This is a genomic window from Neorhizobium populisoli, from assembly GCF_019430945.1.
GTDB lineage: Bacteria > Pseudomonadota > Alphaproteobacteria > Rhizobiales > Rhizobiaceae > Neorhizobium > Neorhizobium populisoli.
Window position 1 is genome coordinate 55,641 of the sequence record NZ_JAHYCB010000003.1, and the last position, 25,006, is coordinate 80,646.

The window sequence follows — 25,006 nt, forward strand, 5'->3', positions numbered from 1 at the left end:
TTAGACCTTCTCCACTTCCGGCCGGCCGAGAATACCCGTCGGCTTGAAGATCAGGACGAAAGCGAGGAGCCCGAAGGTCGCGACGTCCTTGTAGGCGATCGTGAAATAGGCCGACCAGAGCGACTCGATGAGACCGATCATCAGCCCGCCGAGAACCGCGCCCGGCAGCGAGCCGATACCGCCTAGAACTGCCGCGGTGAACGCCTTGACGCCCGGAATGAAGCCATCGTTGAACGAGGCGACACCGTAATACATCAGGTACATGCAGCCTGCGACGGCGGCGAGTGCGGCGCCCATCACGAAGGTGATCGAAATCGTCTTGTCGACGTCGACGCCGAGCAGTGCCGCCATCTTGCGGTCCTGTTCGGTGGCGCGCTGGGCACGGCCGAGAGGCGTCTTATTGACGATGTACCAGAAGGCGAACAGCAGCACCGCCGTGATGATGACGATGATGATCTGCTTCAGCGAGATGGTGATGTCGCCGATATGGTAGACGTCGGTCACCAGCTGCGGGATCGGCTTGTTGCGCGGACCCTGCGTTACCTGGATGAAGTTCGACAGCACGATCGACATACCGATCGCGGTGATCAGCGGCGCGAGCCGGAACGAACCGCGCAGCGGACGATAGGCAACGCGCTCGATCGTCCAGTTCCACAGGCCCGTCATCAGCATGCCGACGACCAGCATCAGCAACAGGAGCAGCGCCACCGGAATGCCGGCGAAGAAGGATGTCGCGATGAGGAAGACGATCAGGGCAGCGAAGCCGCCGAGCATGAAAATGTCACCATGGGCAAAGTTGATCATGCCGATGATGCCGTAAACCATCGTATAGCCGATAGCCACCAAGCCATAGATGGATCCAAGAGTCAGCCCGTTGATGAGCTGCTGGATAAAATACTCCATATATTTTCCCCCGGATGCGGACCTCTTATTGGGTCGCATCTCTGTATTCTGGCCCTTGCGGGTTCTTGCATTCTTAGCGGCATTCCATAACGGTTTCGTAAGAAATGTGAAGACAAAAAGCCGAGAGGGCGGCGAAATCGCGGCATTTCTCAACACCCTGGCGCGACAAAGATCACAAATTCCAAAAATCAGGCAGTTTTCGACGAAAAATTAGCCAGCGAAAATCGTCGGCGAAATTTAAAACCGCATCTCTTACATAACTAAAATCGCAACCGCGGATTTTACCGCCGCCTATTCCGTAAAATTACGCGTGAGGCCGTGTTCACGACCCATTTCCAACAATTCTTCGAAGACTGAAACAGCAAAAGAACGCGGCGTTACGATCTCGAATTCATCATCGCCGGTGCGGGCGATATTTCCCGGCAAATGGCAGATCAAGGCGTTGGCGGATTGTCCCATCGCGAAGGCCTCGGGATGCAGATCGACGGCCACGCATTTTGCCAGAACGGTCCTCACCGCCGGGCCTGAGATTGACAGCAAGACCTTCCCTTCGCTCTGATCGACGACCAATGCGCCCCGGATATCGAAGAGAGCATCAGCCAGGTGCTCGGCACTAAGCGTACGGGAAACGAGCAGCCATTCCGACGGGCCGCAGAAGCGCGGCGCGGCGTTTTCCACGGCATGCAGCGCTTCCGCGACGGAAGTCTCCTGTCCCGCGGCGGCCAGCACGGAAAGGATCGCCGGCCGGCGCGCGACAGCAAGATGGTTGGCATTTCGGTCCGTCGAAAAGCCGGTCACGAGGTCTTCGAGAACATGCCGATAGAGATCATGAAACGACATCGGCGGGTCCTCAAAGATGCAGTTTGAGATTTTCGGGATCGACGAAGACGGCGGAACAAACTTCTGCGGCCACTTCCGTGCCGCGCAGCCCATCCCACACGACGATCTTTTCACCATAACGCTCGCGACCGGATTTCAGGAGCGCCAGCGCGATGAAATGACCGAGCACCGGCGAGAAGCAGGCCGATGAAACGAAGCCCTGGTCGTTCGCCAGCGACGGCTTGGCCTGATCTTTCAGGAGATGCGCGCCGGCCTTGATTTCCTTATCCGCTTCGATCGGCTTCAGGCCGACCAGTTGCAGACGGTCGGCTGCGGTCAGCCCAAAACGGGTAGAAAGCCGCTTGCCGATGAAATCCGGCTTCTGCATCGCCATCATCCGGCCAAGGCCGACATCATCCGCCGTGGTGCGGCCTTCGAGTTCGCTATGCGTCACATGGCCTTTTTCGATGCGCAGCACATTCAGAGCCTCGACGCCATAGGCACATATGCCCTCCTCGCGGCCTGCCTCCATGATAGCATCCGCCACCGCCTCGCCGTAACCTGCCGGCACGGCGAGCTCGTAAGCCAGTTCGCCGGAGAAGGAGATGCGAAAGAGCCGACCCTTCAGACCTCCACGTAATGTCACTTCTTTCGCACTCATGAACGGGAAGGACGTGTCGGAAATATCGTCCTGCACGACCCGTCCCATGATGATCCGTGCCTTGGGACCGGCAAGCGACATCTGCGCCCATTGATCCGTGACGGAAACGCACCGGACGTCGAGCTCCGGCCAGAAGGTCTGCGCCGCAAATTCCATATGCGAAAGCACCTCGGACGCGGACCCGGTTGTCGTGGTGATCACATAGCGGTTTTCAGCAAGACGGCTCACGGTGCCGTCGTCGAAGACGATCCCGTCCTCACGCAGCATCAGCCCGTAACGCGCCCTGCTGACCGGCAGTTTCAACACGCCGTTGGAATAGATGCGGTCGAGAAATTCCGCCGCGCCTCGTCCTAAAACCTCGATCTTGCCGAGCGTCGAGACGTCGCAGAGCCCGGCATTGGCCCGGACGTTCAGCACTTCACGATCAACGCTTTCGCGCCAGGTCTTTTCACCCTCCTGAGGGAACCAGGCGGAACGGTGCCAGAGGCCTGATTCGACGAAGACGGCGCCGTTCTTGCGCGCCCAGCCGTGCAGCGGCGAGGTGCGGAAGGGAGCCGCGTGTTCGGCCCGCGCAGTACCTGCCATCGCGCCGAACGAAACCGGCGTATAGAAAGGCCGAAACGTCGTCGTGCCGATCTCGGCCGGCGAGACGCCGCGCATGCCGGCAACGATGCCGACGGTATTGACGTTGCCGAGCTTGCCCTGATCGGTCGCCATGCCGGCGGTCGTGTAACGCTTGGTATGCTCGATATGGCGAAAGCCTTCGCGCTGCGCGAGGCCGAGATCGCCGACATGCACGTCGTTCTGGAAATCGACGAAGGCCTTGCCCTTCGCCCCCGGCACATACCAGAGCGGCGCGAAGGACGGATCGTATTCGCCCTCCACATCCGGAATATCCAGCGGCCCGACCAGCCTGCCGAGCGCCTTGAGCGCCGCACGCGCCTTGGCCGCACCATCCCTTAGACAGACGGAGATCGTGTCGAAACCGGCCGCGGAACCGGCCGCGGCGAACGTGCCGCCGACGTCCGGCGCCATGAACGCCTGCTTATCCTCGGACCAGACCGGCTTGGCGCCACGCTGGCACATCAGATGCACGATCGGCGACCAGCCGCCGGACATGGCAAGCGCATCGCAGGCGATCACCTCGTCCAGACCGGAGCGCTCCGCAATCAACCCGTCGATTCGCAGCCGGCCCTTGGTCGCGATGACTGAGCCGCCACGCATCACCCGCACATCCTGTGGCGCGGCGTCGTTTGACTGCGCCCGCGCATCGACGATCGCCGCCACCTCGATGCCCTGCGCCAGAAGATCGGCAGCCGTTCGATAACCGGAGCCGCCATTGGTGAAGATCGCGACCCGCTTGCCGGCCGCAACGCCGAAGCGGTTGAGATAGGTCCGCACCGCGCCGGCAGTCATCACCCCCGGCCTGTCATTGCCGCCGAAGACCAGCGGCCGCTCTTCCGCACCGGTGGCCAGGATCGCCTGTTTGGCAATGATGCGCCACATCCGCTCCATCGGCAGATCGGGAGATGGCGCCGCGACATGCTTCTGCACCCGCTCGACGGCGCCGAACACCATGTCGTCATACCAGCCGAATACGGTGGTACGCGGCATCAGCGTGACATTCGGCAGCGCCGAAAGTTCGCCGACGATCGAAGCTGCAAATTCCGCAGCCGGACGCCCGTCGATTGATGCGCCTTCGGACAGAAGCGAGCCGCCGAAACGGAACCCTTCGTCAGCCAGGATCACTCGCGCTCCGGCACGGCCGGCTGCAAGCGCCGCCATCAGGCCGGTCGGACCGGCACCGATCACCAGCAGGTCGCAATGCGCCCAGGATTTCTCGTAGCGATCCGGATCGGCCTGCATGACCGCCTTGCCGAGCCCGGCGGCGCGGCGGATCAGCGGTTCGTATAACTTTTCCCAGAACAGCCCCGGCCACATGAAGGTCTTGTAGTAGAAACCCGCGCCGAGAAAGGGCGACAGCGCGCTATTGAACGCGCCGAAATCGTGTTTCAACGAAGGCCAGCGGTTCTGGCTTTTCGCCGTCAGCCCATCGTACAGCTCGGTCACCGTCGCGCGGGCGTTCGGCTCCGTTCGCCCGCCGATGCCTAACGTCATCAGCGCATTCGGCTCGGCCGAACCTGCCGTCACTACGCCACGCGGTCGGTGATATTTGAAGCTGCGCGCCATCAGCATCTGGTCGTTGGCAAGCAGCGCCGAAGCAAGCGTATCGCCTGCAAAGCCCTTATAGGCCTTGCCATCGAAGGTGAAATTCAGCGCGTGATCGCGATCGACCGCGCCGCCGGCGGTGAGACGAAAGGATGTCATTTCGCCACCCTTGCCCGCTCGAATTCCGCCGCATCGGTCACGCCGAACACCTCATGGGAAAGGTTGTCACGATCGACCACCAACCAGCGGCGACAGCCGGCGACATGGTGCCAGTGTTCCTGGTAACGACCCTTGGGATTGTCTCGGACATAGACATAACGATGCCAGTCCTCGTCCCTCGCGGTCGGTGACGGACGCTCAGGCCCGGCCGCGCCGCGGATCGAAAACTCTTCCTTGGGTCTGGTGCCGCAATGCGGACAGGTGATCAGGCTTGCCATGGGGAGAAGCTCTCAATGAAGGTTTGGCATCTTAGTGAAGGTTAGGTTGCGGACCACGGCCCGCCTCGTCGATCGTATAACCGCGCTCGAAGCGATCGAGCCGCATGAAGCGCGAGACGTGATGCGTCTCGTTTTTAGCAATCAGGTGGGCGAAGCAAAACCCGGAGGCCGGCGTCGCCTTGAAACCGCCGTAGCACCAGCCGCAGTTCAGGTAGAGATTGTCGATACTGGTTCGGTCGATGATCGGCGAACCGTCCATCGACATGTCCATGACGCCGCCCCAGCTGCGCAGCACCTTGGCGCGCGACAGGCCCGGTATCAGCGACACGCCCTCTTCCATCGTATGCTCGACGGTCTGCAGGTTGCCGCGCTGGGCATAGGACGAATAGAAATCGATCTCGGCGCCGAACACGAGCCCGCCCTTGTCTGACTGCGATATATAGAAGTGTCCCGCGCCATACGTAATGACGTGATCGACCACCGGCTTCAGACCTTCGGAGACGAAGGCCTGCAGCACATGCGTCTCGATCGGCAGTTCCAGATCCGCCATGCGCCCGACCGTCGTCGTATTGCCGGCCGCCGCCAGCGCCAGCTTGTTGCAGCCGATAAAGCCCTTGGTGGTCTCGACGCCGACGACCACGCCGTTTTCGCGGCGGATGCCGGTTACTTCGCAATGCTGGATGATATCGACGCCGCGCTGATCGGCGCCTCGCGCATATCCCCAGGCGACCGCATCGTGCCGCACGGTGCCGGCCCGTTTCTGGTGAAGCGCCCCCATGATGGGGAACCGCGCATGGTCGAAGTTAAGGTAGGGCGCCAGCTTTCGTACCTGTTCCCGGTCGAGCAGTTCCGAATCGACGCCATGCATGCGCATTCCGTTGCCCTTGCGCGCATATTCGTCGCGCTGTCCATCGGAATGGAAAAGGTTCAGCATGCCGCGCTGCGAGACCATGGCATTATAGTTGAAGTCGCTTTCCAGCCCTTCCCAGAGTTTCAACGAGAACTCGTAGAAAGGGTTGTTGCCTTCGAGCAGATAGTTGGAGCGGATGATCGTCGTGTTGCGGCCGACATTGCCTGAGCCGATATAGCCCTTCTCCAGCACCGCGACATTGGTGATGCCGAATTCCTTGGCAAGATAATAGGCCGTCGAAAGACCGTGCCCGCCGCCACCGACGATGATCACATCATAATGCGGCTTCGGCTGCGGCTCGCGCCAGGCCGGCTGCCAGAGTCGATTGCCGGATAGCGCCTGCTTGAAGATGGAATAGGCCGAATATCGCATTCTCGATCCCGTCAATCACTGAGCGTCTTCAAGGTGCCCGCATTGGAACATGCGAGTCTAAGCGCATAAGCGGGATAAAGGACAAGTGCAATCACGACCAGCCCCGCATGGCAATAATGGGGCAAGATTGCCGCCCCCGTACAAACCATATCAAGCACTTGCTTGGCGCAACGTCCCCGCCCCATCCGCTGCCCCTAGACTCCGGCCACCCGCAATGGAGAAAGACGATGGCCGACACGACCAACAATCTCGCGATCCCCTTCATCCTGCCTTCGCAGGCTCAGAAGCACGTGACTCACAATGAAGCGCTGTTGAAGCTCGACGCGCTCGTGCATCTGACCATCGTCGACGAACTGTCCGCTCCGCCCTCCGCGCCGGCGGAAGGCAGCAGCTACCTGATCTCAGCAACCCCGACCGGCATATGGACCGGCAAGGCCGGCCGGATCGCCTCCTGGCAGGACGGACACTGGAGCCTTGCCGAACCTCACCGCGGCTGGCGCGCCTGGTTTGAATCGCTCGAGAAGCTCAAGGTATTTTCCGATCCTGGCTGGCGCGACATCCCCCTGCCTTCCGAAGGCAATGTCGACCGCCTCGGCATCGGCACGACGCCCGACGCCACCAACCGCTTGGCAATCGCCTCCCCGGCAAGCCTCTTCACCCATGCTGGCAATGGCCATCAGATCAAGGTGAACAAGGCCGCCACCGGCGATACCGCGTCCCTCCTCTTCCAGACCAATTGGACCGGACGCGCCGAAATGGGCCTTGCCGGCAGCAACGATTTCGCCATCAAGGTCAGCGACGGCACTACCTGGAAGACCGGCCTTTCGATCTCCGCCGCCGGCCATGTCAGCCGGCCGAACCAACCTGCGGTTCGCGCCTACCGCACCGGAACCAGCTTTTCGCCGACCGCCGGCCAGCAAAGCGGCTTCACGACATTCGCGCTGCAACAGGGTGGCTTTACCCTCGGCGCGGCGGCAGCCGGCGGGGGAAATCGCGTGGTCATCCCGGTCGCCGGCCTCTATCTGGTGGCACTAAATGCCGCAGTATTGAGCTCTTCCGGTCACACTACCACACTTTTACTGAACGGCTCGCAGACGCTTTTTTCTTTGGATTGCGTTAGCGGCGGACCACAGATGCAGTCCTCAATGGGGATTTTCTCCCTTTCTGCGGGCGATTACCTCACTCTCGGGCATGCTGGTACCGCACAGCTCCTGATTGGTGGTTCGCGTACGGAGTTATCTTTAGCGATGCTTTGATACCGCAGCGCGAAAAAGACTATCTTCAGCGTTAACCAGTCATTAACTTTGCTGATGACTCGCGTGATAAGGTGTTATATTAAGGGTCATTGCTTGCCGGCGGGGGCTGGAAAGGTATCATGCGGGTGACTGGTTTGAGCGTTTCTGATCTGCACAACAATACCGTCTATATGCCTTCCAGCAGCAGGGAACTGCAGTTGCCGAGGCCAGTGGAAATTCGTGAAGCCGCGGTCGCAGCATTGCCCGTCAGCCGTGATTTTCCGCTACAGGCTGCCATGAAGCGTATGATCGATATCGGCATATCTCTGACGGCAATCCTCGTGTTGTCGCCGGTTCTGCTGCTCGTGGCGCTTCTGATCCGGTTCGACAGCCCCGGCCCTGCCCTGTTCACCCAGGTGCGCTGGGGCAAGGACTGCCGCAAAATCCGCGTTTATAAGTTCCGCTCCATGCGCACCGACCTTGGCGATTCCACAGGTGTCGCCCAGACGGTGAAGAACGATCCGCGCATCACCCGCATCGGCGCGATCATCCGCAAGACCAATATCGACGAACTGCCGCAGCTCCTGAACGTCCTGAAGGGCGACATGTCGCTCGTCGGCCCCCGTTGCCATGCGATCGGCATGCTCGCCGCCGGAATTCCCTACGAGGATCTCGTTCCGAACTATCATCGCCGCCATTCGGTGAAGCCGGGCATGACCGGTTTGGCACAGATGCGCGGCCTGCGCGGCCCGACCGACCGTCCCGGCAAGGCGCGCGCCCGCATAGCCTCCGACCTCCACTACATCGACAACTTTTCGGTCCTGCTCGACCTGCGCATCATGTTCGGCACCGTCCTTGCCGAAGTTCGCGGTGGCAAGGGCTTCTGATCACTGCATTTTTCCGTTTTGACCGGGCCGCCTTCGTGCGGCCCGCTTGCGTTTCAGGGCCTGAAATCCAGGCCGTATTGCCCCAAGCTGGGACACGCAATGCGATTATCGTCACAGTCTCGACAAATGCCGCGACCTGTTTAGTCAAATGTTAAAACTGGGACGCTAGGCTCTACGACGTGGTCTTGTGTTGTGTAGAGAGTCCAATGACCGAAATGATACGTCCCCGAGTTAAATATGTCATCGGCCCCGATGGCAGCCCGCTGACGATTGCGGATCTTCCGCCGGCCAATACGCGCCGCTGGGTTATCCGCCGGAAGGCAGAAGTGGTAGCCGCGGTTCGAGGTGGCCTGTTGAGCTTGGAAGAAGCCTGCGAGCGTTATACGCTCACCGTCGAAGAATTCCTGTCCTGGCAGGCCTCCATCAACGATCATGGCCTTGCTGGCTTGCGCACCACACGCATCCAGCAATATCGCCATTAGCGTCGAATTCGCGGGGAGAGATCTCCCCGTCCGGAATGCCCGGGGAAATTCAAAAGTGCCGCTGCAGAGAGATGCAACGGCACTTTTCAGTTTGCCTGTGGTATTATGCAGCCGGAGGTTCTTCGGCAGGGGCGGAAACCAGCGCAGGCAACAGGCCTGCGATCAGGGTGGAAGCCGCATAAAACCAAAGCCCGGGCTGCGAAACCGCGCTTGCCAGACCACTGCTTTTCGCCGCGAAGACCACGATCGCCACCAGCATCACATCCATCATAGACCACTTGGAAAGATGCGGCATCACGCGGCGGAGAAACCCATTCTCCCCTCCTCGCCCCCAAAGCTGAAGACCGATTCCGGCCAGCTTGACGACCGGGAAAGCGATAGAGAACAAACCGACCACCAGCGACAGGGCAATGTCGCCATCCCGGAAGAGTGCATCCACGAGTTCGATCAGCGACGGCGTTTCTTCAAAGAAATAGAGCGTGTCGAACCGGATGATCGGCAGGAAAAGCCCGAGAACGAGGCAGACCGCGGCGGTCAGGAAAAGCACCGGCCCAAGCCAGATCTTCATTCTCTTCATTGACGCTCCGTCACCCCGTACCTTCGCCCGCGACTATTTCCGTTCGGCCCGTCCCGTATTACATCATCGATAAAGAGATGAAAGCGAGGCTGGAATGAACATCACGGATGAAGAAACCAAATCGGGCGGACGTTATGTGGCGGAAGTCGATGGTCATGTCGGTGAAATGACCTATTCGCGCGCCTCTCCGGAACTGATCATCATCGATCACACAGGCGTCCCGGATGCTCTTCGCGGCAAGGGTGTCGGCCAGGCGCTCGCCGAACACGCCGTGCAGGAAGCTCGAAAAGGTGGATGGAAGGTCATTCCGCTCTGCCCGTTCTTCAAGGCACAGGTGCAGCGCCATCCGGAATGGCAGGATATCCTGAAATGACGACCCGTTCGGCCCGGCAATCAGCCGGGAAACGTTAACGGGAAAATTAAAAACGGAAATGGGGCGCAGGCGCCTAGGCGCCGCCCCGCATTTTTCTTCCGTATCGTGCGGCCCGCTCCGTTTTTAAGCGCGGGCGCGCATTCCGCCATCACGTTCTTCGAGAGCAGAGGCTTTAGCGAATTCCGCTTCGGCTTCCTCCAGAGAAAGCTCGGCGGCTTCCTGCTGAACTCTCAATTCGCGAATCGACACCTGCAAATTGTCCGCGCGCTGGCGTGCCGCCTTTGCAAAGGTCGGATAAGCAAAGTGATTCGGGTCCGTAATGCCGGACTTTTTCTCTTCCAGAGTGATCTGGTGCTCGAGCTCTTTAGCCATTCGCTCGAATTCGGCCATCATCATCTGCAATTGCTGCAGCTGACGACGCTTTTCGTTAACCTGAAATGATTTCAGGCGAACCAGGCTGTCACGCGACTTCATACGCAATACTCCGTGGATAGCGAGACCCATGGCCCTGTATCCAGATTGTTACACTCTGGACCGAAAATATTTCCGCGGCGTTAATAATTTGGCCTCCGCGTTAACCTTTCGTTTACGGGCATCATTAATGATAAGCCCGATCGTTTAAGGGTAGGTAAATGCCAGGGCCGATTTGGCCTCGACAATGTCTGAGTCGAATGAATCACTTAGCAGGTTTTCCTCATCTGCTGATTCATTCTTGGTGATGGCCAATCCTCAAAAGAAAACAGGTTGATACTAATTTTGCTTAACGAAATGATGCACCTTGTCAGGCTTGCTCATAATTTGTTAACCATTTAGTGGCAGCTTCCAAATCAGGCACAGTCTGGATCCGTATCGAGTAAGGGGGCAAAAAAACCTTACGCGGCGGTAAAGGGGAAAAATATGCGGGTTCTACTCATCGAAGATGACAGCGCGACGGCCCAGTCCATCGAGCTGATGCTGAAATCGGAAAGCTTCAACGTCTACACCACCGATCTCGGTGAGGAAGGCGTCGATCTTGGTAAACTGTACGACTACGATATCATTCTTCTCGACCTCAATCTCCCCGACATGTCGGGTTATGAAGTGCTCCGCACTCTGAGACTTTCGAAGGTCAAGACGCCGATCCTTATCCTCTCGGGTATGGCCGGCATCGAAGACAAGGTCCGTGGTCTCGGCTTTGGCGCCGACGACTACATGACCAAGCCGTTCCACAAGGACGAACTGGTTGCCCGTATCCACGCCATCGTGCGTCGTTCGAAGGGCCATGCCCAGTCGATCATCGTCACCGGCGAACTGATCGTTAACCTCGACGCCAAGACCGTCGAAGTCGGCGGCCAGCGGGTCCACCTGACGGGCAAGGAATACCAGATGCTGGAGCTCCTCTCGCTCCGCAAGGGTACGACCCTTACCAAGGAGATGTTCCTGAACCACCTTTACGGTGGCATGGACGAGCCAGAACTGAAGATTATCGACGTTTTCATCTGCAAGCTGCGCAAGAAGCTCGCAAATGCTGCCGGCGGCGCCAACTACATCGAAACCGTCTGGGGCCGTGGCTACGTGCTGCGCGAGCCGGATGGCGCCGAGCTCGCCGAAACCGCCTGATCTGCCGCCCTCCCCTTATCAAAAACGCCCGTCTGGTCATCCCGGCGGGCGTTTTGTTTTGCGCAAAATATAGGGCTCAATAAAAAACGGCAGCCGATGCTGCCGCAGTCAATCCGTCCGGTGATTGGGGTTCAAGCCGCCTGTGCAAGTCCGGCAAAAACGGAAGTCAGGATCTTGCGGTCGAACGGCTTCAGCAGAAAATCGTCGGCACCGGCGCGCTTACCGACCATCATCTTCTTCAGATCGGCCTCGATCACGCAGTAGAAAATCCGCACGCCCTTGCCGTTCGGCATGGCGCGCACCTGGGCGATCAGGTCGAGAGCACCCTCGAGAGCGGCGTCGACGATCAGCAGTCCGGGAATTTCGGCGCGGCAGCGTGATACAGCTTCCTGCGCGCTTGCGGCCTCCACGACCACGAAACCCAGTTCCGACAGAATACGCTTGCCCACTTTTCGAACGACATCCGAACCGTCGGCGATCATCAACCGCTGCATCGCGTTCCCCCTTGATGCCAGCCGCCCCTCTCGGGACCAGGAATTTCACATTAGGGGGAGTGCGCTAATGAATGGTTACCTAAACAAAGCAGGCCTCGGTGTTCCGAGGCCAACTTCAAGATATCACCAAAGATCAGGCGGCGACCGTTTCCGCAATGAAGACGATCTTGTCTTCGGACACAACATGTTTCAGGTCCATGCCGCATTCTTCGGCCAGGAGAACCGTATAGTAGGGCTGGATCGAATGGGCATCGATCGGCTCTTCCAGCGTGCCGTTGGCGATCTCGACGAACTTGGCCGGTACGCGCATCATCCGGCCCTTCACGGTAAGCGTGAACTTCGCGTCGTATTCCGGATTTTCCAGCACCACTTCGACGGAGCCGCCACGCGGAATGCCGGCATAAGCGACGAGGAAGAGATTGAGCAGCAGCTTGACGCGGTTTTTCGGGATGATCGCCCGCGGACCGCTCCAGGTCACTTCGGTCTTCTTCTCCGCAGCGGCAAAGTCCATGGCGGCTTTTTCGGCCTCGCCGGTATCGATTGAGGCGCCGACCGAGCCGGAGGCCCCGAAAGCAAGCCGGGCGAACTTGAGGCGGACCGAAGCATTGAGCGCCGAAGTGCGAATCAGGTCGAGTGCATCGCTGTCGGCAGCGCCCTCGTCGAGGAGCTCGAGACCGTTGTTGATCGCACCGACCGGGGAGATCACGTCATGGCAGACCCTGCTGCACAGAAGCGCCGCGAGATCCGGCCCGGCAAGGGTAAGGTTCGGGTTCTTCGGCATTCATGTCTCCTGTTTCGCGAATAGCGCCTGATTTCGCATACCACGCTAACATTGCGTGGAGATGGTGGAACATCCGCGGCCATAATGACACCATATTTGGTAAACCGATTGTTAAGACCATACCCGCAAAATGAGGGAGCCTTAAGCATGATGCGAAAGGCATGGTTCTGGATGATACAATCGATGGGTCTGACTATGCGCATCCACACGTATTCCGCCTTCGCACGCTTCTGCGCGACGATGTTTGCAGTGATCGCAACCGCGACCTTCTTCGCCGCTCCTGCCGCAGCCCAACAGGGTGCGAACCAGTATTCGGCGCAGGAAATCGTCGATGCCGGTCACGGATTCTTCGGCTCGACCAGCGGTGGGCTCGCCAAGGTCGTCGAGAACGCATTTTCGAAATACGGCCTGCCGAACGGTTATATCCTGGGACAGGAGGGTTCGGGCGCATTCATCGCCGGCCTCACCTATGGCGAGGGCGAGCTTTATACGAAGAATGCCGGCCAGCATCCGGTCTTCTGGCAGGGTCCTTCGCTCGGCATCGATTACGGCGGCCAGGGCACCCGCGCCATGATGCTGGTCTACGACCTCCCCTCGGTAAACAGCCTCTATGCCCGTTTCGGCGGCGTCTCGGGCTCGGCTTTCGTGGTCGCCGGCGTCGGCATGACCGTGCTGCGCAACAACAACGTCATCCTTGTGCCGATCCGCACCGGCCTCGGTGCGCGCCTCGGCATCAATGTGGGCTACCTGAAGCTCACCCAGTCACCCACCTGGAACCCTTTCTGAGATCGGACATTATCCTCTCCGGGCAACGGAGGGGACCCGATGCATTTTACCATATCGCGCGACTTAACTGTCATTTCGCCATGCGGCGCTTGCCGCTTGCATGCGCTCATGCTTAAAAAGCAGACATATTCCCATCCCAGTGAAACGGCGTCGTCGTGATCGAATTTGCTCTCCTGTTCGGCCTGGGTTTCCTGAGCGCCGCTCTGTTCGCGATGCTCGTCGCGCCGGCGATCCATCATCGCGTCGTTCGTTATACCGAAAACCGCATCAAAGCGACGCTGCCGATCAGCCCGCAGGAAGTACGCGCCCAGCGCGACATGGCCCGCGCCGTCTATGCCGCCGAGAACGCCCGCACCAAACAGGAGCTGGTGCAGGAGAAGGACAAGGCCGTCTCCCTTCAGCTCAAGAACGACGCGCTCGCCGAAGAAGCGCGGCGGCTGCAGAGCGAAAACACCGATCTGCAGGCGCAGATCGACACGATGGATACCGAGGCGGCTGAATCCCGCTCGCGTCTCAGGCAGGAAGACGGATACATCCAGCAGCTCAAGGCAGCGCTGGAACAGACGGAAGAGAACATCGCCTCCAAGGAAATGGAGATCGACGGCCTGCAGAAACGGCAGATGCTGATGATGTCGGAAGCGGACAATTTCCGCATCGACCTCTCCACCCACGGCACCGAGGCCGAGAACCTGAAATTCCGCATTTCGGCCTTGCGCGATGAGCGTGACACGCTGCGTAACGACGTGCGGTTGCTGACCGCCCGCGCCAAGGATGCCGAGGTTCGCCTGCAGCAGGAAGAAAACCGCCTGCATCGTCTGGAAGACAAGCTGTCGCGTGAAATCGCCGACCGGGCGGACCGCGAGACCACCCTGGAGCGCCGTCTGCAGGAAATCGCCCGCTTGCGCGACAAGCTGAAAACTGCCAATGCCGAAGCGCGGGATGCAAGCCGGGTGCTGCGGGATACGACGCTTGCCCGGCCTGGCATGAAGAGTATCTCCCGCAAGAAGATCACGCCCGAGGATATCAACCTGCGCGAACTGCCAATTCAGCCGGAAGCGTCACCGCCGCCACGTCTTGCCGGTCTCCCGGATGCAGGGCCGCAGGTCACTATGCTTGCCGACGATGCGCATGCCCGCGCGGCTGCCCTGTCCGAGCAACTGCTTGCCGGCGAAAGCGGCAACGACGACGCCATCCGCCAGGAAATGGCGGCAATTGCGGCCAACATGGTGGCGATGACGGCGTCTCTCGAAGGCAAGTCCTCACCGATCCACAAAATTCTCTCCGGCAAATCGGCAAGCGGCAAGCGCGAAAGCCTCGCTGCGAAATCCAAGAAAACGTTGGCTGAAGCGCAGGAAAGCGTCCGATAAACTACAGCGCTTAAATCCGACGGGCGTCTAAAGACGTCCCTGCGCCATCGCTATCTCATAAAGCGCGATCCCCGTCGCAGTCGCCGCATTAAGGCTGTCGAGACCGGGCGCCTGCGCAATGCGTGCGGTCTGGATCCGGGCAAGGATATCCGCCGGCAATCCCTCGCCTTCCGTTCCGGTGATCAGGACCATGCGGTCGGACGCCGGCACGTTGCGGATTTCCACCGCCCCTGCCGGAGACAGCCCCCAGATCGAAAAACCTGCTTCCGTCAGCCCCGAAAGGATCTCCGCAGTCGATCCGTTTCGCACATAGGGAACGGAAAGCACCGATCCGACGGAGACGCGCAGTGCTTTGCGGTAGAGTGGATCGCAACAGGACTGGTCGAGCAGCACGGCATCGGCACCGAAGGCCGCAGCATTGCGAAAGATCGAGCCTATATTGTCGTGGTTGGAAATGCCGAAGGCAGCGACCACCAGCGCCTTAAGCGGCAGATCAGCAATAAGCTCGACCGCCGTCCGCTCCCGACGGCGCTGGCCAACGGCCAATACGCCGCGATGCAAATGGAAGCCGGCGATCTCGTCGAGAACAGAACTGGAAGCGACATAGACCGGGATATCTTCGGAGAATTCTGAAAGGATTTCGGAAAGCCCCGCCACCCGGTTCTCGAGCAGCAGCAGCTTTTCCGCCACGAAACCCCCGCCCCGCCGATGTGCTGCGGCGAGCATGCGCAGCACCACGGTTCCTTCGGCGATGAACCGGCCTTCCCGGCCGGTCAGGTCGCGCTCGCGGATCGACCGGAACTCGGCGATCCGCGGGTCGTCCGCGTCGTTGATGCGGACCGGTGCCATTATTTCGGGATCGCGACCGTGACGTCGGCAACGATGCGGCCGGCGGCGATATCGAATACCAGCACTTTTTGACCGCCGTTCAGCTGGCCGAAGAAGGTGATCTGGCCGCCCGAAGTGGAAACGAACTGCACGGTAAAGCCGGCCGGCAGCTGGGCCGTTACCGCAAGCGGCTGGCCGGACGGGACGGCAAAGCCGCCATTCGTGGCAATCGTCGCGGCCGGTTCGGAAGGCCGCAGCGAGACCTTGTAGACAACCGCTGCGAGGACAGCCATAAAGCAGACGAACAAGATACCGCCCGAAACGAGCTGCAGAAGCACCATTTTCCGGCGGATTCTCTCCATTGCCGGATCAAGCGGCTCTTCCTTTTCCTCGACTTCGGGTTGGGGCATGGGGGCGTCCTTGGTTTTTCGGATTGCTATCGGAATGATTGAATGAACGAACCCTTTAACGAGAACGAGCGCGAGAGGAAAGTCCTGACCGCCGGCGAAGACGCCGAAGGCCGGATCGACGCGTGGATCACCTCGGTTTTCGACGGCGAATTTTCGCGCAGTCGCATCAAGGCGCTTATCGAACAGGGTGCCCTGACGCTGAACGGCAAGGTGATGATCGAGCCGAAGAAAAAGGTTAATGTCGGCGACAGGATCGAGCTCGACCTTCCCGAACCGGAAGACCCGCAGCCGAAGGGTGAAAACATCCCGCTCGAAGTGCTTTACGAAGACAGCGATCTCATCGTCGTCGCCAAGCCTGCGGGCCTCGTCGTGCATCCGGCCGCCGGCAACTGGCACGGCACACTGGTCAACGCTCTGATCTACCATTGCGGTGACAGCCTCTCCGGCATCGGCGGCGTCAAGCGACCGGGCATCGTCCATCGGCTCGACAAGGAAACGAGCGGTGTGATGGTCGTCGCCAAGAACGACATCGCTCACCGCCACCTCGCCGACCAGTTCGCCGACCATGGCCGCACCGGCCCGCTGGAACGCGCCTACCAGGCCGTCGTCTGGGGCCGCCCGAGCACGCTGCGCGGCACGATCGACGCACCGCTCGGCCGCTCCGGCGCCGATCGCACCAAGCGCACCGTGAAGCGTGAGAACAGCGAAGATGCCCGCGAGGCCATCACCCATTACGAGGTGCTGGAGCGTTTCCACGAGGCGCCCGATGCCACGTCACTCGCCTCGCTGATCGAATGCCGCCTGGAAACCGGCCGCACGCACCAGATCCGCGTCCACATGGCTCATGTCGGCAATCCTCTGATCGGCGATCCGGATTATTCGGCGGGCTTCAAGACCAAGGCCAACCGCCTGCCCGAAGAGGCAAAAAGGGTCGTCAACCGCTTCTCAAGGCAGGCGCTGCATGCCTTCCTCCTCGCCTTCGAACATCCCCGCACCGGTGAGGTGATGGAGTTCGAAGCCGAAATGCCGGAAGATCTGGAAAAGCTGATCGAGGCGCTGCGCGCTTAACTTCGCGCAGCCCTCGCGACGGCATCGCGCCGCCTGAGATCCGCCAGCACGTGGAAGACCACAGCGGCCATGACGACCGTGCCGCCGATCACCGTTGCCCTGTCCAGCCGTTCGCCGAGGAGCAGCCAGACCCAGAGGGGTGCGAGCGGCGCATCGAGCGCGCCGATCAATGCCGTCTCCACGGGCGGCAAAAGCTTTGCCCCATGCAGCAGCAGGCCGATGCCGAGCGCAAAGCCCGCCACCCCGAAAGAGGTGACGATAGCGATATCATGCCCGGAGGCGGTGAAGGGCGAGGCAAAGGGCAGCGCAACCATCGCACTGAGAAACGCCGCCAGCCCGGCGGAAATCAGCACCGGCTGTTCCGGATAACGCCGCACCAACACGGTGGTCAGCGCGATGCAGAATGTCATCAGCAGCGCCATCAGATCACCGAACAGACCGCCGGCCTCGCCGATGCCAACCATGACCACTACGCCGGCCAGAGCAACGATGCTGGTGATGACGGCGCCGCGATGCGGCCGCTCTCCCAGCATCAGCAACCCCAGCCCCGCCGCGACGAACGGACAGGTGGCGAAGATGATCGAGACATGCGCCACGCTCGTCGTCTGCAAGGCGATGATGAAGAAGGTCATACCGATCGCGGTCAGGACCGCCACAGCCAGTCCCGGCAGACCAAGATTGGCAAGCGCCGTCAGGCTGCGCCGGGACGAGGATGCAAACAGCACGAAAAACAGTGCCACACCGCCCGCCAGCCCGCGCCATACGACGATCGTTGCGCTGTCGAGTGAAACCATGCGCGCCATCAGCCCGGCCGTGCTGAGAATGATCGTGGAGACAAGGACCAGCGCGAGGCCGGTGACATAGGGCGACAGCTTCATGGGATTCTCGCGGAACAGGATGTTTAGAAACAGGACCTATCAGATTGCTGCTGACAACATCCTGTCAACAGTGTTGAGTTGGGGCGCAATTGGAGGCCTGCGACATGCCGAATTCCGGCCGAATGTTCGAAATCGTCCAGCTTTTGCGCGCCGCCCACGCACCGCTGACGGCCGACCATATCGCCGCCCGGCTGGAGGTGACGAAGCGCACCGTCTACCGGGATATAGCCGCGCTTCAGTCCGCCCGCGTACCGATCGAAGGCGCAGCCGGCATCGGTTATGTGATGCGCAGCGGCTTTGACCTGCCACCACTGATGTTCACGCCAGAAGAGATCGAAGCCATCACCGTCGGCCTGTCGCTGATTGCCCGGACTGGAGACACAAGTTTGCGAGAGGCAGGCGGCACCGTCATGGCCAAGATCGGTGCGATCCGCCCCGCCCATGAGCCGCCGATCGACGAAACCCACCTCCTCGTCTCGCCGTGGCACGCGATCCCGGACGCGACCGTCGACCTTCGCGTGCTCCGCCGCGCCATCCGCGAGGAGCGCAAGCTGAAACTCTCCTATCGCAACGGAGAAGGCATCAGCACTACGCGCATCGTCCGGCCGATCGCGGTTATCTATTATATCGAAGGCGTCCTGCTGGCGACCTTCTGCGAATTGCGCCAGGACTTTCGCCATTTCCGTCATGACCGTATAGAAGCCTGCGAACCGCTCGACAGCACGTTCAAGGGCGAGAGCGCTCCGTTGCGCAAATCCTGGCGGGTATCCCGCGCCCTCTTCGACGACCCGCGCTTTGCGACTTCGCATTGAAGAAATCGATTCCGGCATGTCGGAACATCTAGTGAACGATCGTCCTATGGGCTATAGAGGATCGCAACCGACGAGGCCCGCATGAGCCAGTTCACCTGCCAGACATTGCTCGACACCGACCTGATCCAGGTGCGTGACGTCGTCTGCGACGGCGCCTGCCGGCATCGCAGCGGCGAGGAATGTTCGCATGCAACGAGCCTCGTCTTTCCCTATCGCGGCGTGTTCATGCGTCATGTCGGCAGCGACGACACGGTGGCCGAAGCCAATCAGGTCGTCTTCTTCAACAGCGACCAGGGCTACCAGATCAGCCACCCCGTCGAAGGCGGCGATTCCTGCCTCAGCATCGATGTGCCCGATGCCATGCTGGAAGAGCTCGTTCCAAATGAACACCGCAACCCGAAAGGCTCGCGCTTCGTCTTCAACAAACAGCGGCTTTTGATCGACGCCCGCGCTCAGGCACTTGTCGCGCTCATCCGCCATGGCCTGATGCGTGGAGCGGCAGAACCCCTGGAAGCCGAGACGCTGGCGATGATGCTGGTCCGCCGTTCCGTCGGCATAAGGACGGCGCGCGCCGCGACCGCCAGCGCCGGTCGTCAGAAGCTTGTCGATCGCGCCAAGCTCGCGCTGTCTTCCGATCTCGCCCGCCGCTGGACGCTTGCGGAGATCGCCAAGGAGGCCGGCGTTTCGCCGGTCTATCTCACCCAGGTCTTCCAGCAGGTCGAAGGCACGCCGCTTTATCGTTACCAGCTGCGCCTGCGCCTCGCCCGCGCGCTCGATTTGCTCGGCAGCTATGACGACCTCACCCAGCTTGGCCTCGAACTCGGCTTTTCCAGCCACAGCCATTTCTCCTCCGCCTTCCGGCAGGCCTATGGCCGCACGCCGGCGGAATTTCAGCGTTTTGCGGGTTTGAGATAGCTCCCCTCGAAAGTCGCTAAAGATTCTGACAGCGGTGCAGGCCGCCTCCGTGGTTCTCTCTCCTCGTAACCTCAACACGGGAGATGACATCATGAAAGAGAATACCTGCGCCGCCTGCGATTACGAACTCGACGAAAACCGCATCGAAGTAACGATCGGCGGCAAGACCGTCGAAGTCTGCTGCGAGGAATGCGCCGAGAAGCTGCGTGAGGCCGAATCGGCCACCCGCTCCCAGCCCATCGGCAATTGAGCGCTCGGTAATCGAGTGACACCAGCAGGGCGGGCGCATCGCCGCCCGCCCTGCCCTCAGCCGCCGACATGTTGATCGGCAGGCATCATCCAAGGAGATATTCCAATGAAGAATGAGAACCGGGCGGTCTTCGACCGTACTTCGGAACGCTGCGACTTTGCCATCGAGCTGCCGCTTGCCCCGACCATCAAGGCTCGTGAAAACAAGGTCTTGGTGCCGGTCGTGCCACGCTCTATCTTCGGCCGCATCGCCCTATTGTTGCTGAGAAAACTGCGCCAGCGCAGCAACCGCAATGCGCTGCTGGAGCTTAGCGACGATCAGTTGAAGGACATCGGCGTTTCGCGAAGCCAGGCTTACGCAGATCACAGCCAGCATCGCCTTAACGCCTCGCATGGTCTTGAACGGAAATGCCTCTGACAAATTCGGGAACCAACCCACCGAGACGAGGTTAAGTTGAATCCGATCGAAAGTCAGAATTTCCGTGAAATCGGACAGTTTAGGCGGCCGCCAAACTTTTGCTCGATTTGTCTTACTTGCTGCAATGCAAAATGAAACACCCATGAACGAAGTTCAGACCGGCTGGGGATCGTTTTTTTCTTGATCCCGTTCCGCCCACTCATTTCGAATGGAAGCCCATTTCTTTCGAAGCAAGCACTGAGGAAGCGCAGGATATGAATTCAAATTTCCGCAAATTCATTTTTCAAGATCTGCAGACTGTCGAAGGTTATATCGACCCGCCCGATGCGCTGGTCTTTTTGTCCCTTCTGCAAGCGCAGCAGGAAAACGGATTGGCTGGAGGCGTGGCTGAGATCGGAGTGTTCTATGGACGCTCATACTTCCTGTTCAAGAAAGTCTGCAACGGCCAAGACAAGGTATTGGCGATCGATCTGTTCGATATGGACGACAAGCCGGACGATGCGCCGGACCAGTATGAGAGCTTCCTCGAGAACGGCCGGCGCCTCGGTCTGCCTGTCGATGAGGAACTGATCATCAAGGGCGACAGCACAAGGCTTTTGCCCAATGCGATCACCGACAAGATCGGCCGTACCCGCTTTTTCAGCATTGATGGCGGCCACATGCTGCATCACGTCATCTCAGACGGCGCGCTGGCGACCGATACGCTGGCCGACCACGGCATCATCGCCTTCGACGACACGTTCAATCCCGCCTGGCCGGAAGTCACCGTCGGCGTCTCGGATTTCCTGCGCGAACGGAAGGATACGTTTGCCACTTTCTGCATGACGAAATACAAGACCTATGTCTGCCGCCGGGAATTCCACGACTTCTATTACCGGGCGATCGCCGAGGCTCCGGACCTCATGGCTTTCGACCATGTGGAAACCGAATTCCTTGGCTCGAAAGTGGCGCGATTGCACAATCCGATCAGCCGGCGCATGGTCTATGAGCTGATGGTGCGGTCGGGCATGCGGGCCTTTTCGGAACGCGTCTATCGTTGATTTCAAGGCAGGCCGAATATTACAGATACGTAATGGTATAACAAACCTGTGATCCCTTGAATCACTGTTCTGCCGTACTTATCTGTCACATGGCTCGGTGCGGGATCGGAAATGATCCGCGCCAGCACGGTTCGCCTTAAGCCTGTAAAAGCTGATACCAGAGGGAGCCGACAACGTTCGGAAAGGGGTGCTTTATGGCCCGCAACAATCTGCCTTCCATTACTGCCGGCGAAGCCGGCCTCAATCGTTATCTCGACGAGATCCGCAAGTTCCCGATGCTGGAGCCGCAGCAGGAATACATGCTCGCAAAGCGTTATGCCGAGCATGGTGACCGCGACGCTGCCCATAAGCTGGTAACGAGCCATCTGCGTCTCGTGGCGAAGATCGCCATGGGTTATCGCGGTTATGGCCTGCCGATCGGCGAAGTCGTCTCTGAAGGTAACGTCGGCCTGATGCAGGCCGTCAAGAAATTCGATGCCGAACGCGGCTTCCGCTTGGCAACATACGCCATGTGGTGGATCAAGGCCTCGATCCAGGAATATATCCTGCGGTCGTGGTCACTGGTGAAGATGGGCACGACGGCCAACCAGAAGCGCCTCTTCTTCAACCTGCGCCGCCTCAAGGGCAAGATCCAGGCGATCGACGAAGGTGATCTGAAGCCGGATCAGGTGACGGAAATCGCCACCAAGCTGAACGTCTCCGAGGAGGAAGTGGTTTCCATGAACCGCCGCCTGTCGGGCGACGCTTCGCTGAACGCGCCGATCCGCGCCACCGAAGGCGAATCCGGCCAGTGGCAGGATTGGCTGGTGGACGACCACGACAGCCAGGAAGACGTGCTGATCGAGCAGGACGAACTGGATACCCGCCGCCGCATGCTCTCCAAGGCGCTGAGCGTCTTGAACGAGCGCGAACGCCGCATCTTCGAAGCCCGCCGCCTCTCGGACGAGCCGGTGACGCTGGAAGAACTTTCGTCGGAATTCGACATCAGCCGCGAGCGCGTCCGCCAGATCGAAGTCCGCGCCTTCGAAAAGGTGCAGGAAGCCGTGCAGAACGAAGCGCTGGCCCAGGCGAAGGCACTGCGCGTCGTCGATGCATAATCGGCTCGAATGAAATGATCGAAAGGGGCTGCCTTGGCGGCCCCTTTTCTTTATCTGACAGGGCTAGAACAGGGGAAAGCCAATGGCAGCACACGTCACCATTAAGCAACTCGAGGGCAATTACGCCATTGCCCGAATGGCCCATGATGCCGCCATTCCCGTCTGGGCGGATGGCGCAGGCTTCGTCAGTATCAGCCGCAGCGACGAAGAGCTTTCGGTCGTTTGCCGGGCGGAACGCATACCCGCCGACGTCAAGCATGACGGTGGCTGGACCTGCTACAAATTCCAGGGGCCTTTCGCCTTCGACGAGACGGGCATCCTGCTTTCCGTCATCCGGCCGCTATCGGAAAACGAGATCGGCATCTTCGCGGTTTCGACCTTCGATACCGACTATCTGCTGGTGAAGACGGCGGACAAGGCCCGCGCCGACGAACTGCTCGCCGCCGCGGGCCATACGCTGATCTGAGACCGTCAGCGGGCGGGTTTTGCCTGCCCACTGTCCATCAGGCCGGAAAGCCCCCAGCGAACCAGATCGGCCAGCACGAAAGCGATCAGGCTGACGCCCATCAGCGGCAGCAAAAGCCCGAAAACCGCGGCAATGATGACGGAAACCGTCTTGCCGCGCGGTGAAAGATAGGACCAGGCCCGGATCAGCGATCTCGGCGCGCTGCCCGGCGCCGGGCGGCGCAGCCACCAGAGCCGGTAGCCATAGGCGATCATCGCCATCAGCGAAATGCCGAGCCCCGCCATGACGATCTGGTTCACCACGCCGAACAGAATACCCATATGCGCATCGATGCCCCAGCGGATCAGCTTGGCGATAATCGGGAAGGTTTCGAAATCCGCCCGGCTGGTGATTGCCATCGTGCCCGGATCGACCGCCACCGTATCCACCTGCGTCGGCCATTGCCGGTCGTATTCGCGCACCGTCCAGGCCTGACCGGCTGCCTTTGGCGGTCGCACCTCGACCATGCCGGAATCGATGCCACCGGCGCGGGCGCTGGCAAGAACGGCATCGGCTTTTGCGAATATCTCCGGCTCCGGCATCTGCATCACCATGCCGCCATGTTCCGCACCTGCCTGATGCTCTGCATGTTCGCCCATCGGCGCCGTATCCGGTGCCGGACCAAGCGACAATGAAACGGACGGCGTCACCCAGCCGACCTCGCTGCGGAACCGGTCGATATGATCCCCGGCAAAACGCGACCACGTCAGTCCCGTTGCCGAGAGAAAGAGCAGGCCAAGCCCGATCCACAGTCCGATCAGGCTATGCAGCCGCTTCGCCGCCGCCTGCTTCGTTTTTGCCGGACGCACCAAGCGCCGCTGCCAGAACCACAGGGCCACCCCGCCCAGAACCGCGACCCACAGCCACGAGGCCGCGAGCTCGCTATAGTTCCGGCCGATATTGCCGAGCAGCAGGTTGCGATGCAGATAGTCCAGCATCGTGCGGAACGGCAGGATACCGCTCGTGCCATAGGCAATCAGATCGCCCTGGATCGCCAGTGAGGCAGGATCAACGAAAATGGCGCGGCTCTCCGATTCCTTCAGGCCCGCCTGGCTGAACATCACCATCGTCGTACGCCCCTCTTCGGGAGCCGGGCGGATGGCGAAGAATTTCGGACCGGAGCCGATAAACGCTCGTGCGGCATCAAGCTGGTCGGCAAGCGGCCGGGCCTCGCCCGTAGTCCTGGCCTGCAGCTGCTCCCGATAGAGCCAGCTTTCGATCTGCGGCGTCAGCACATAAAGCGTGCCGCTCAAAGCGGCGACAAAGATGAAGGGGCCGATGAACAGGCCGACATAAAAATGCAGCCTGGTGATCAGCAACCGGAATGAGGATGCGTCGGTGGAAACTGGCGACGGTTTTGCCGTGCCGCTGGAAACGGTCATGGAGATCTCCGCAATGACAGGATTGAGCCGGCGTGAGGCCGGTCTGAAAAACGTGTCAGAGGGAAACGGGTGGTGGGCCACGCGCATCTCGCGCCAGCCCCAGCCGATGCGGCGAGACGAAGTCGCCGGGCGGAATGCCGAGAACGTCAGAAACGACCGGCAGACGGGAAACGATGGCCGGGCTCTTAGCCGGCAGCGTCGCCGTGAATGCCGCAGCGATCCGGCACGCGGTCAGGCAGCAATCGCGCCTTTCACTGCCATCCGTCTGCTTATGCGACCCGGTCTCCGTCCCATGCAAGGAGCAGATGACACCGGGATCGTCGGCCGCCGTCGCTGCCTGCGCATAACCGCCGATCGCGCCCTGCAAAAGCAGCATGACGGCGATCACGGCGGCAAGCAGGCCGCCGCTCGTCATGTCCGCAATGATCTGCCGGAAAAAGCGCATGTCCCTCATTCGCGTCCGGTGCGGGAAGTGTCAACGCGACATTCTGGCCGGCCCCGGGAAGACAGCGCGAAACACACAAAAAATCCGCCGGCGAATTCGACGGCGGA

Annotated in this window: 28 protein-coding genes and 1 pseudogene; 15 read left to right on the forward strand and 14 right to left on the reverse strand. The window is 60.3% G+C overall.

The annotated features are described in order from the left end of the window. The 5 genes from KX729_RS08045 to KX729_RS08065 all read right to left on the reverse strand — a co-directional run bounded on the left by KX729_RS08045 (position 1) and on the right by KX729_RS08065 (position 6,271). Complete coding sequence (locus KX729_RS08045; protein WP_219741934.1) at positions 1-903, reverse strand: branched-chain amino acid ABC transporter permease; 903 nt, start codon at positions 901-903, stop codon at positions 1-3. A 291-nt stretch (positions 904-1,194) separates the two neighbouring features. Continuing rightward, positions 1,195-1,701 (reverse strand): sarcosine oxidase subunit gamma, encoded by a 507-nt coding sequence (locus tag KX729_RS08050; RefSeq protein ID WP_312990603.1) that lies wholly within the window; start codon positions 1,699-1,701, stop codon positions 1,195-1,197. Between the two features lie 52 nt (positions 1,702-1,753). Next, positions 1,754-4,711 carry a sarcosine oxidase subunit alpha family protein gene (locus KX729_RS08055; protein WP_219741935.1) on the reverse strand — a complete coding sequence of 986 codons (2,958 nt, stop codon included), beginning with the start codon at positions 4,709-4,711 and terminating at the stop codon, positions 1,754-1,756. Further along, positions 4,708-4,989 (reverse strand): sarcosine oxidase subunit delta, encoded by a 282-nt coding sequence (locus KX729_RS08060; protein ID WP_219741936.1) that lies wholly within the window; start codon positions 4,987-4,989, stop codon positions 4,708-4,710. The genes KX729_RS08055 and KX729_RS08060 overlap by 4 nt, the downstream gene beginning before the upstream one ends. A gap of 31 nt (positions 4,990-5,020) precedes the next feature. Further along, positions 5,021-6,271 (reverse strand): sarcosine oxidase subunit beta family protein, encoded by a 1,251-nt coding sequence (locus KX729_RS08065; protein ID WP_219741937.1) that lies wholly within the window; start codon positions 6,269-6,271, stop codon positions 5,021-5,023. Positions 6,272-6,498: 227 nt separating this feature from the next. On the opposite strand from KX729_RS08065, the gene KX729_RS08070 reads away from it, so the two are divergent. The 3 genes from KX729_RS08070 (at position 6,499) to sciP (ending at position 8,875) form a co-directional block, all read left to right on the forward strand. Beyond that, positions 6,499-7,527 carry a DUF2793 domain-containing protein gene (locus KX729_RS08070; protein ID WP_219741938.1) on the forward strand — a complete coding sequence of 343 codons (1,029 nt, stop codon included), beginning with the start codon at positions 6,499-6,501 and terminating at the stop codon, positions 7,525-7,527. Between the two features lie 134 nt (positions 7,528-7,661). Then, positions 7,662-8,393 (forward strand): sugar transferase, encoded by a 732-nt coding sequence (locus KX729_RS08075; protein ID WP_312990608.1) that lies wholly within the window; start codon positions 7,662-7,664, stop codon positions 8,391-8,393. A gap of 206 nt (positions 8,394-8,599) precedes the next feature. Continuing rightward, the gene (sciP, locus tag KX729_RS08080; protein WP_062455190.1) at positions 8,600-8,875 is read left to right on the forward strand and encodes a CtrA inhibitor SciP; all 276 of its coding nucleotides are present in this window, start codon (positions 8,600-8,602) and stop codon (positions 8,873-8,875) included. A 103-nt stretch (positions 8,876-8,978) separates the two neighbouring features. On the opposite strand, the gene KX729_RS08085 is transcribed toward sciP, so the two are convergent. Beyond that, complete coding sequence (locus tag KX729_RS08085) at positions 8,979-9,452, reverse strand: paraquat-inducible protein A (RefSeq protein WP_219741939.1); 474 nt, start codon at positions 9,450-9,452, stop codon at positions 8,979-8,981. Between the two features lie 94 nt (positions 9,453-9,546). Between KX729_RS08085 and KX729_RS08090 the strand changes: the two genes are divergently transcribed. After that, positions 9,547-9,825, forward strand: coding sequence for a GNAT family N-acetyltransferase (locus tag KX729_RS08090; RefSeq protein WP_219741940.1), 279 nt, complete (start codon positions 9,547-9,549; stop codon positions 9,823-9,825). Positions 9,826-9,948: 123 nt separating this feature from the next. On the opposite strand, the gene KX729_RS08095 is transcribed toward KX729_RS08090, so the two are convergent. Then, positions 9,949-10,299 carry a flagellar export protein FliJ gene (locus KX729_RS08095; RefSeq protein ID WP_219742513.1) on the reverse strand — a complete coding sequence of 117 codons (351 nt, stop codon included), beginning with the start codon at positions 10,297-10,299 and terminating at the stop codon, positions 9,949-9,951. Between the two features lie 423 nt (positions 10,300-10,722). Between KX729_RS08095 and ctrA the strand changes: the two genes are divergently transcribed. After that, on the forward strand, positions 10,723-11,424 hold the full coding sequence (gene ctrA / locus KX729_RS08100) for a response regulator transcription factor CtrA (RefSeq protein ID WP_219741941.1): 702 nt from the start codon (positions 10,723-10,725) through the stop codon (positions 11,422-11,424). 131 nt (positions 11,425-11,555) lie between these two features. On the opposite strand, the gene KX729_RS08105 is transcribed toward ctrA, so the two are convergent. Both KX729_RS08105 and chpT read right to left on the reverse strand, forming a co-directional pair. Continuing rightward, positions 11,556-11,918, reverse strand: a complete 363-nt coding sequence (locus KX729_RS08105) for a response regulator (protein WP_219741942.1) — start codon at positions 11,916-11,918, stop codon at positions 11,556-11,558. 133 nt (positions 11,919-12,051) lie between these two features. Further along, on the reverse strand, positions 12,052-12,699 hold the full coding sequence (gene chpT, locus KX729_RS08110; RefSeq protein WP_219741943.1) for a histidine phosphotransferase ChpT: 648 nt from the start codon (positions 12,697-12,699) through the stop codon (positions 12,052-12,054). A gap of 273 nt (positions 12,700-12,972) precedes the next feature. On the opposite strand from chpT, the pseudogene KX729_RS08115 reads away from it, so the two are divergent. Both KX729_RS08115 and KX729_RS08120 read left to right on the forward strand, forming a co-directional pair. Next, positions 12,973-13,485: pseudogene (locus tag KX729_RS08115) on the forward strand (DUF1134 domain-containing protein); the annotation flags it as partial. Between the two features lie 155 nt (positions 13,486-13,640). Further along, the gene (locus KX729_RS08120) at positions 13,641-14,852 is read left to right on the forward strand and encodes a coiled-coil domain-containing protein (protein ID WP_219741944.1); all 1,212 of its coding nucleotides are present in this window, start codon (positions 13,641-13,643) and stop codon (positions 14,850-14,852) included. Positions 14,853-14,879: 27 nt separating this feature from the next. Here KX729_RS08120 and KX729_RS08125 read toward each other — a convergent pair whose 3' ends face one another. Then, positions 14,880-15,701 carry a TrmH family RNA methyltransferase gene (locus KX729_RS08125; protein ID WP_219741945.1) on the reverse strand — a complete coding sequence of 274 codons (822 nt, stop codon included), beginning with the start codon at positions 15,699-15,701 and terminating at the stop codon, positions 14,880-14,882. Continuing rightward, the gene (locus KX729_RS08130) at positions 15,701-16,090 is read right to left on the reverse strand and encodes a hypothetical protein (RefSeq protein ID WP_219741946.1); all 390 of its coding nucleotides are present in this window, start codon (positions 16,088-16,090) and stop codon (positions 15,701-15,703) included. Before KX729_RS08130 ends, KX729_RS08125 begins: the two co-directional genes overlap by 1 nt. A 42-nt stretch (positions 16,091-16,132) precedes the next feature. Between KX729_RS08130 and KX729_RS08135 the strand changes: the two genes are divergently transcribed. Next, the gene (locus KX729_RS08135) at positions 16,133-17,158 is read left to right on the forward strand and encodes an RluA family pseudouridine synthase (RefSeq protein WP_219741947.1); all 1,026 of its coding nucleotides are present in this window, start codon (positions 16,133-16,135) and stop codon (positions 17,156-17,158) included. Here KX729_RS08135 and KX729_RS08140 read toward each other — a convergent pair. After that, entirely contained in the window at positions 17,155-18,036 is an 882-nt protein-coding gene (locus KX729_RS08140) for a DMT family transporter (RefSeq protein WP_219741948.1), read from the reverse strand. The genes KX729_RS08135 and KX729_RS08140 overlap by 4 nt on opposite strands. 104 nt (positions 18,037-18,140) lie before the next feature. Here KX729_RS08140 and KX729_RS08145 point away from each other — a divergent pair, with 104 nt between their 5' ends. The 7 genes from KX729_RS08145 to KX729_RS08175 all read left to right on the forward strand — a co-directional run bounded on the left by KX729_RS08145 (position 18,141) and on the right by KX729_RS08175 (position 23,033). Next, complete coding sequence (locus tag KX729_RS08145) at positions 18,141-18,848, forward strand: helix-turn-helix transcriptional regulator (RefSeq protein WP_219741949.1); 708 nt, start codon at positions 18,141-18,143, stop codon at positions 18,846-18,848. 81 nt (positions 18,849-18,929) lie between these two features. Beyond that, a complete protein-coding gene (locus tag KX729_RS08150) occupies positions 18,930-19,763 on the forward strand; it encodes a helix-turn-helix domain-containing protein (RefSeq protein WP_219741950.1) in 834 nt (277 codons plus the stop codon). Between the two features lie 91 nt (positions 19,764-19,854). Continuing rightward, the gene (locus tag KX729_RS08155) at positions 19,855-20,013 is read left to right on the forward strand and encodes a hypothetical protein (protein ID WP_219741951.1); all 159 of its coding nucleotides are present in this window, start codon (positions 19,855-19,857) and stop codon (positions 20,011-20,013) included. Positions 20,014-20,118: 105 nt separating this feature from the next. Next, positions 20,119-20,430, forward strand: a complete 312-nt coding sequence (locus KX729_RS08160) for a DUF1127 domain-containing protein (RefSeq protein WP_219741952.1) — start codon at positions 20,119-20,121, stop codon at positions 20,428-20,430. Between the two features lie 254 nt (positions 20,431-20,684). Continuing rightward, positions 20,685-21,470, forward strand: a complete 786-nt coding sequence (locus tag KX729_RS08165; protein WP_219741953.1) for a class I SAM-dependent methyltransferase — start codon at positions 20,685-20,687, stop codon at positions 21,468-21,470. Positions 21,471-21,664: 194 nt separating this feature from the next. Further along, positions 21,665-22,567: an RNA polymerase sigma factor RpoH gene (gene rpoH, locus KX729_RS08170; RefSeq protein WP_219741954.1), complete on the forward strand. Its 903-nt coding sequence runs from the start codon at positions 21,665-21,667 to the stop codon at positions 22,565-22,567. 82 nt (positions 22,568-22,649) lie between these two features. Further along, entirely contained in the window at positions 22,650-23,033 is a 384-nt protein-coding gene (locus KX729_RS08175) for an ACT domain-containing protein (RefSeq protein ID WP_219741955.1), read from the forward strand. A gap of 5 nt (positions 23,034-23,038) precedes the next feature. On the opposite strand, the gene KX729_RS08180 is transcribed toward KX729_RS08175, so the two are convergent. Both KX729_RS08180 and KX729_RS08185 read right to left on the reverse strand, forming a co-directional pair. Then, positions 23,039-24,454 carry a PepSY-associated TM helix domain-containing protein gene (locus KX729_RS08180; protein WP_219741956.1) on the reverse strand — a complete coding sequence of 472 codons (1,416 nt, stop codon included), beginning with the start codon at positions 24,452-24,454 and terminating at the stop codon, positions 23,039-23,041. Between the two features lie 55 nt (positions 24,455-24,509). After that, positions 24,510-24,899, reverse strand: coding sequence for a DUF2946 family protein (locus KX729_RS08185; protein ID WP_219741957.1), 390 nt, complete (start codon positions 24,897-24,899; stop codon positions 24,510-24,512). Positions 24,900-25,006: the final 107 nt, after the last annotated feature.

Bases quoted from the DNA above. Each gene is read 5' to 3' on its own strand.
- KX729_RS08085 (WP_219741939.1), bottom strand. From the start codon at position 9,452: ATGAAGAGAATGAAGATCTGGCTTGGGCCGGTGCTTTTCCTGACCGCC.
- KX729_RS08065 (WP_219741937.1), bottom strand. From the start codon at position 6,271: ATGCGATATTCGGCCTATTCCATCTTCAAGCAGGCGCTATCCGGCAAT.
- KX729_RS08135 (WP_219741947.1), top strand. From the start codon at position 16,133: ATGAACGAACCCTTTAACGAGAACGAGCGCGAGAGGAAAGTCCTGACC.
- KX729_RS08125 (WP_219741945.1), bottom strand. From the start codon at position 15,701: ATGGCACCGGTCCGCATCAACGACGCGGACGACCCGCGGATCGCCGAG.
- KX729_RS08165 (WP_219741953.1), top strand. From the start codon at position 20,685: ATGAATTCAAATTTCCGCAAATTCATTTTTCAAGATCTGCAGACTGTC.
- KX729_RS08090 (WP_219741940.1), top strand. From the start codon at position 9,547: ATGAACATCACGGATGAAGAAACCAAATCGGGCGGACGTTATGTGGCG.
- KX729_RS08145 (WP_219741949.1), top strand. From the start codon at position 18,141: ATGCCGAATTCCGGCCGAATGTTCGAAATCGTCCAGCTTTTGCGCGCC.
- KX729_RS08140 (WP_219741948.1), bottom strand. From the start codon at position 18,036: ATGAAGCTGTCGCCCTATGTCACCGGCCTCGCGCTGGTCCTTGTCTCC.
- KX729_RS08160 (WP_219741952.1), top strand. From the start codon at position 20,119: ATGAAGAATGAGAACCGGGCGGTCTTCGACCGTACTTCGGAACGCTGC.
- KX729_RS08180 (WP_219741956.1), bottom strand. From the start codon at position 24,454: ATGACCGTTTCCAGCGGCACGGCAAAACCGTCGCCAGTTTCCACCGAC.
- KX729_RS08095 (WP_219742513.1), bottom strand. From the start codon at position 10,299: ATGAAGTCGCGTGACAGCCTGGTTCGCCTGAAATCATTTCAGGTTAAC.
- sciP (WP_062455190.1), top strand. From the start codon at position 8,600: ATGACCGAAATGATACGTCCCCGAGTTAAATATGTCATCGGCCCCGAT.
- KX729_RS08175 (WP_219741955.1), top strand. From the start codon at position 22,650: ATGGCAGCACACGTCACCATTAAGCAACTCGAGGGCAATTACGCCATT.
- KX729_RS08070 (WP_219741938.1), top strand. From the start codon at position 6,499: ATGGCCGACACGACCAACAATCTCGCGATCCCCTTCATCCTGCCTTCG.
- KX729_RS08130 (WP_219741946.1), bottom strand. From the start codon at position 16,090: ATGCCCCAACCCGAAGTCGAGGAAAAGGAAGAGCCGCTTGATCCGGCA.
- KX729_RS08155 (WP_219741951.1), top strand. From the start codon at position 19,855: ATGAAAGAGAATACCTGCGCCGCCTGCGATTACGAACTCGACGAAAAC.
- KX729_RS08150 (WP_219741950.1), top strand. From the start codon at position 18,930: ATGAGCCAGTTCACCTGCCAGACATTGCTCGACACCGACCTGATCCAG.
- KX729_RS08185 (WP_219741957.1), bottom strand. From the start codon at position 24,899: ATGCGCTTTTTCCGGCAGATCATTGCGGACATGACGAGCGGCGGCCTG.
- ctrA (WP_219741941.1), top strand. From the start codon at position 10,723: ATGCGGGTTCTACTCATCGAAGATGACAGCGCGACGGCCCAGTCCATC.
- rpoH (WP_219741954.1), top strand. From the start codon at position 21,665: ATGGCCCGCAACAATCTGCCTTCCATTACTGCCGGCGAAGCCGGCCTC.
- chpT (WP_219741943.1), bottom strand. From the start codon at position 12,699: ATGCCGAAGAACCCGAACCTTACCCTTGCCGGGCCGGATCTCGCGGCG.
- KX729_RS08045 (WP_219741934.1), bottom strand. From the start codon at position 903: ATGGAGTATTTTATCCAGCAGCTCATCAACGGGCTGACTCTTGGATCC.
- KX729_RS08105 (WP_219741942.1), bottom strand. From the start codon at position 11,918: ATGCAGCGGTTGATGATCGCCGACGGTTCGGATGTCGTTCGAAAAGTG.
- KX729_RS08060 (WP_219741936.1), bottom strand. From the start codon at position 4,989: ATGGCAAGCCTGATCACCTGTCCGCATTGCGGCACCAGACCCAAGGAA.
- KX729_RS08055 (WP_219741935.1), bottom strand. From the start codon at position 4,711: ATGACATCCTTTCGTCTCACCGCCGGCGGCGCGGTCGATCGCGATCAC.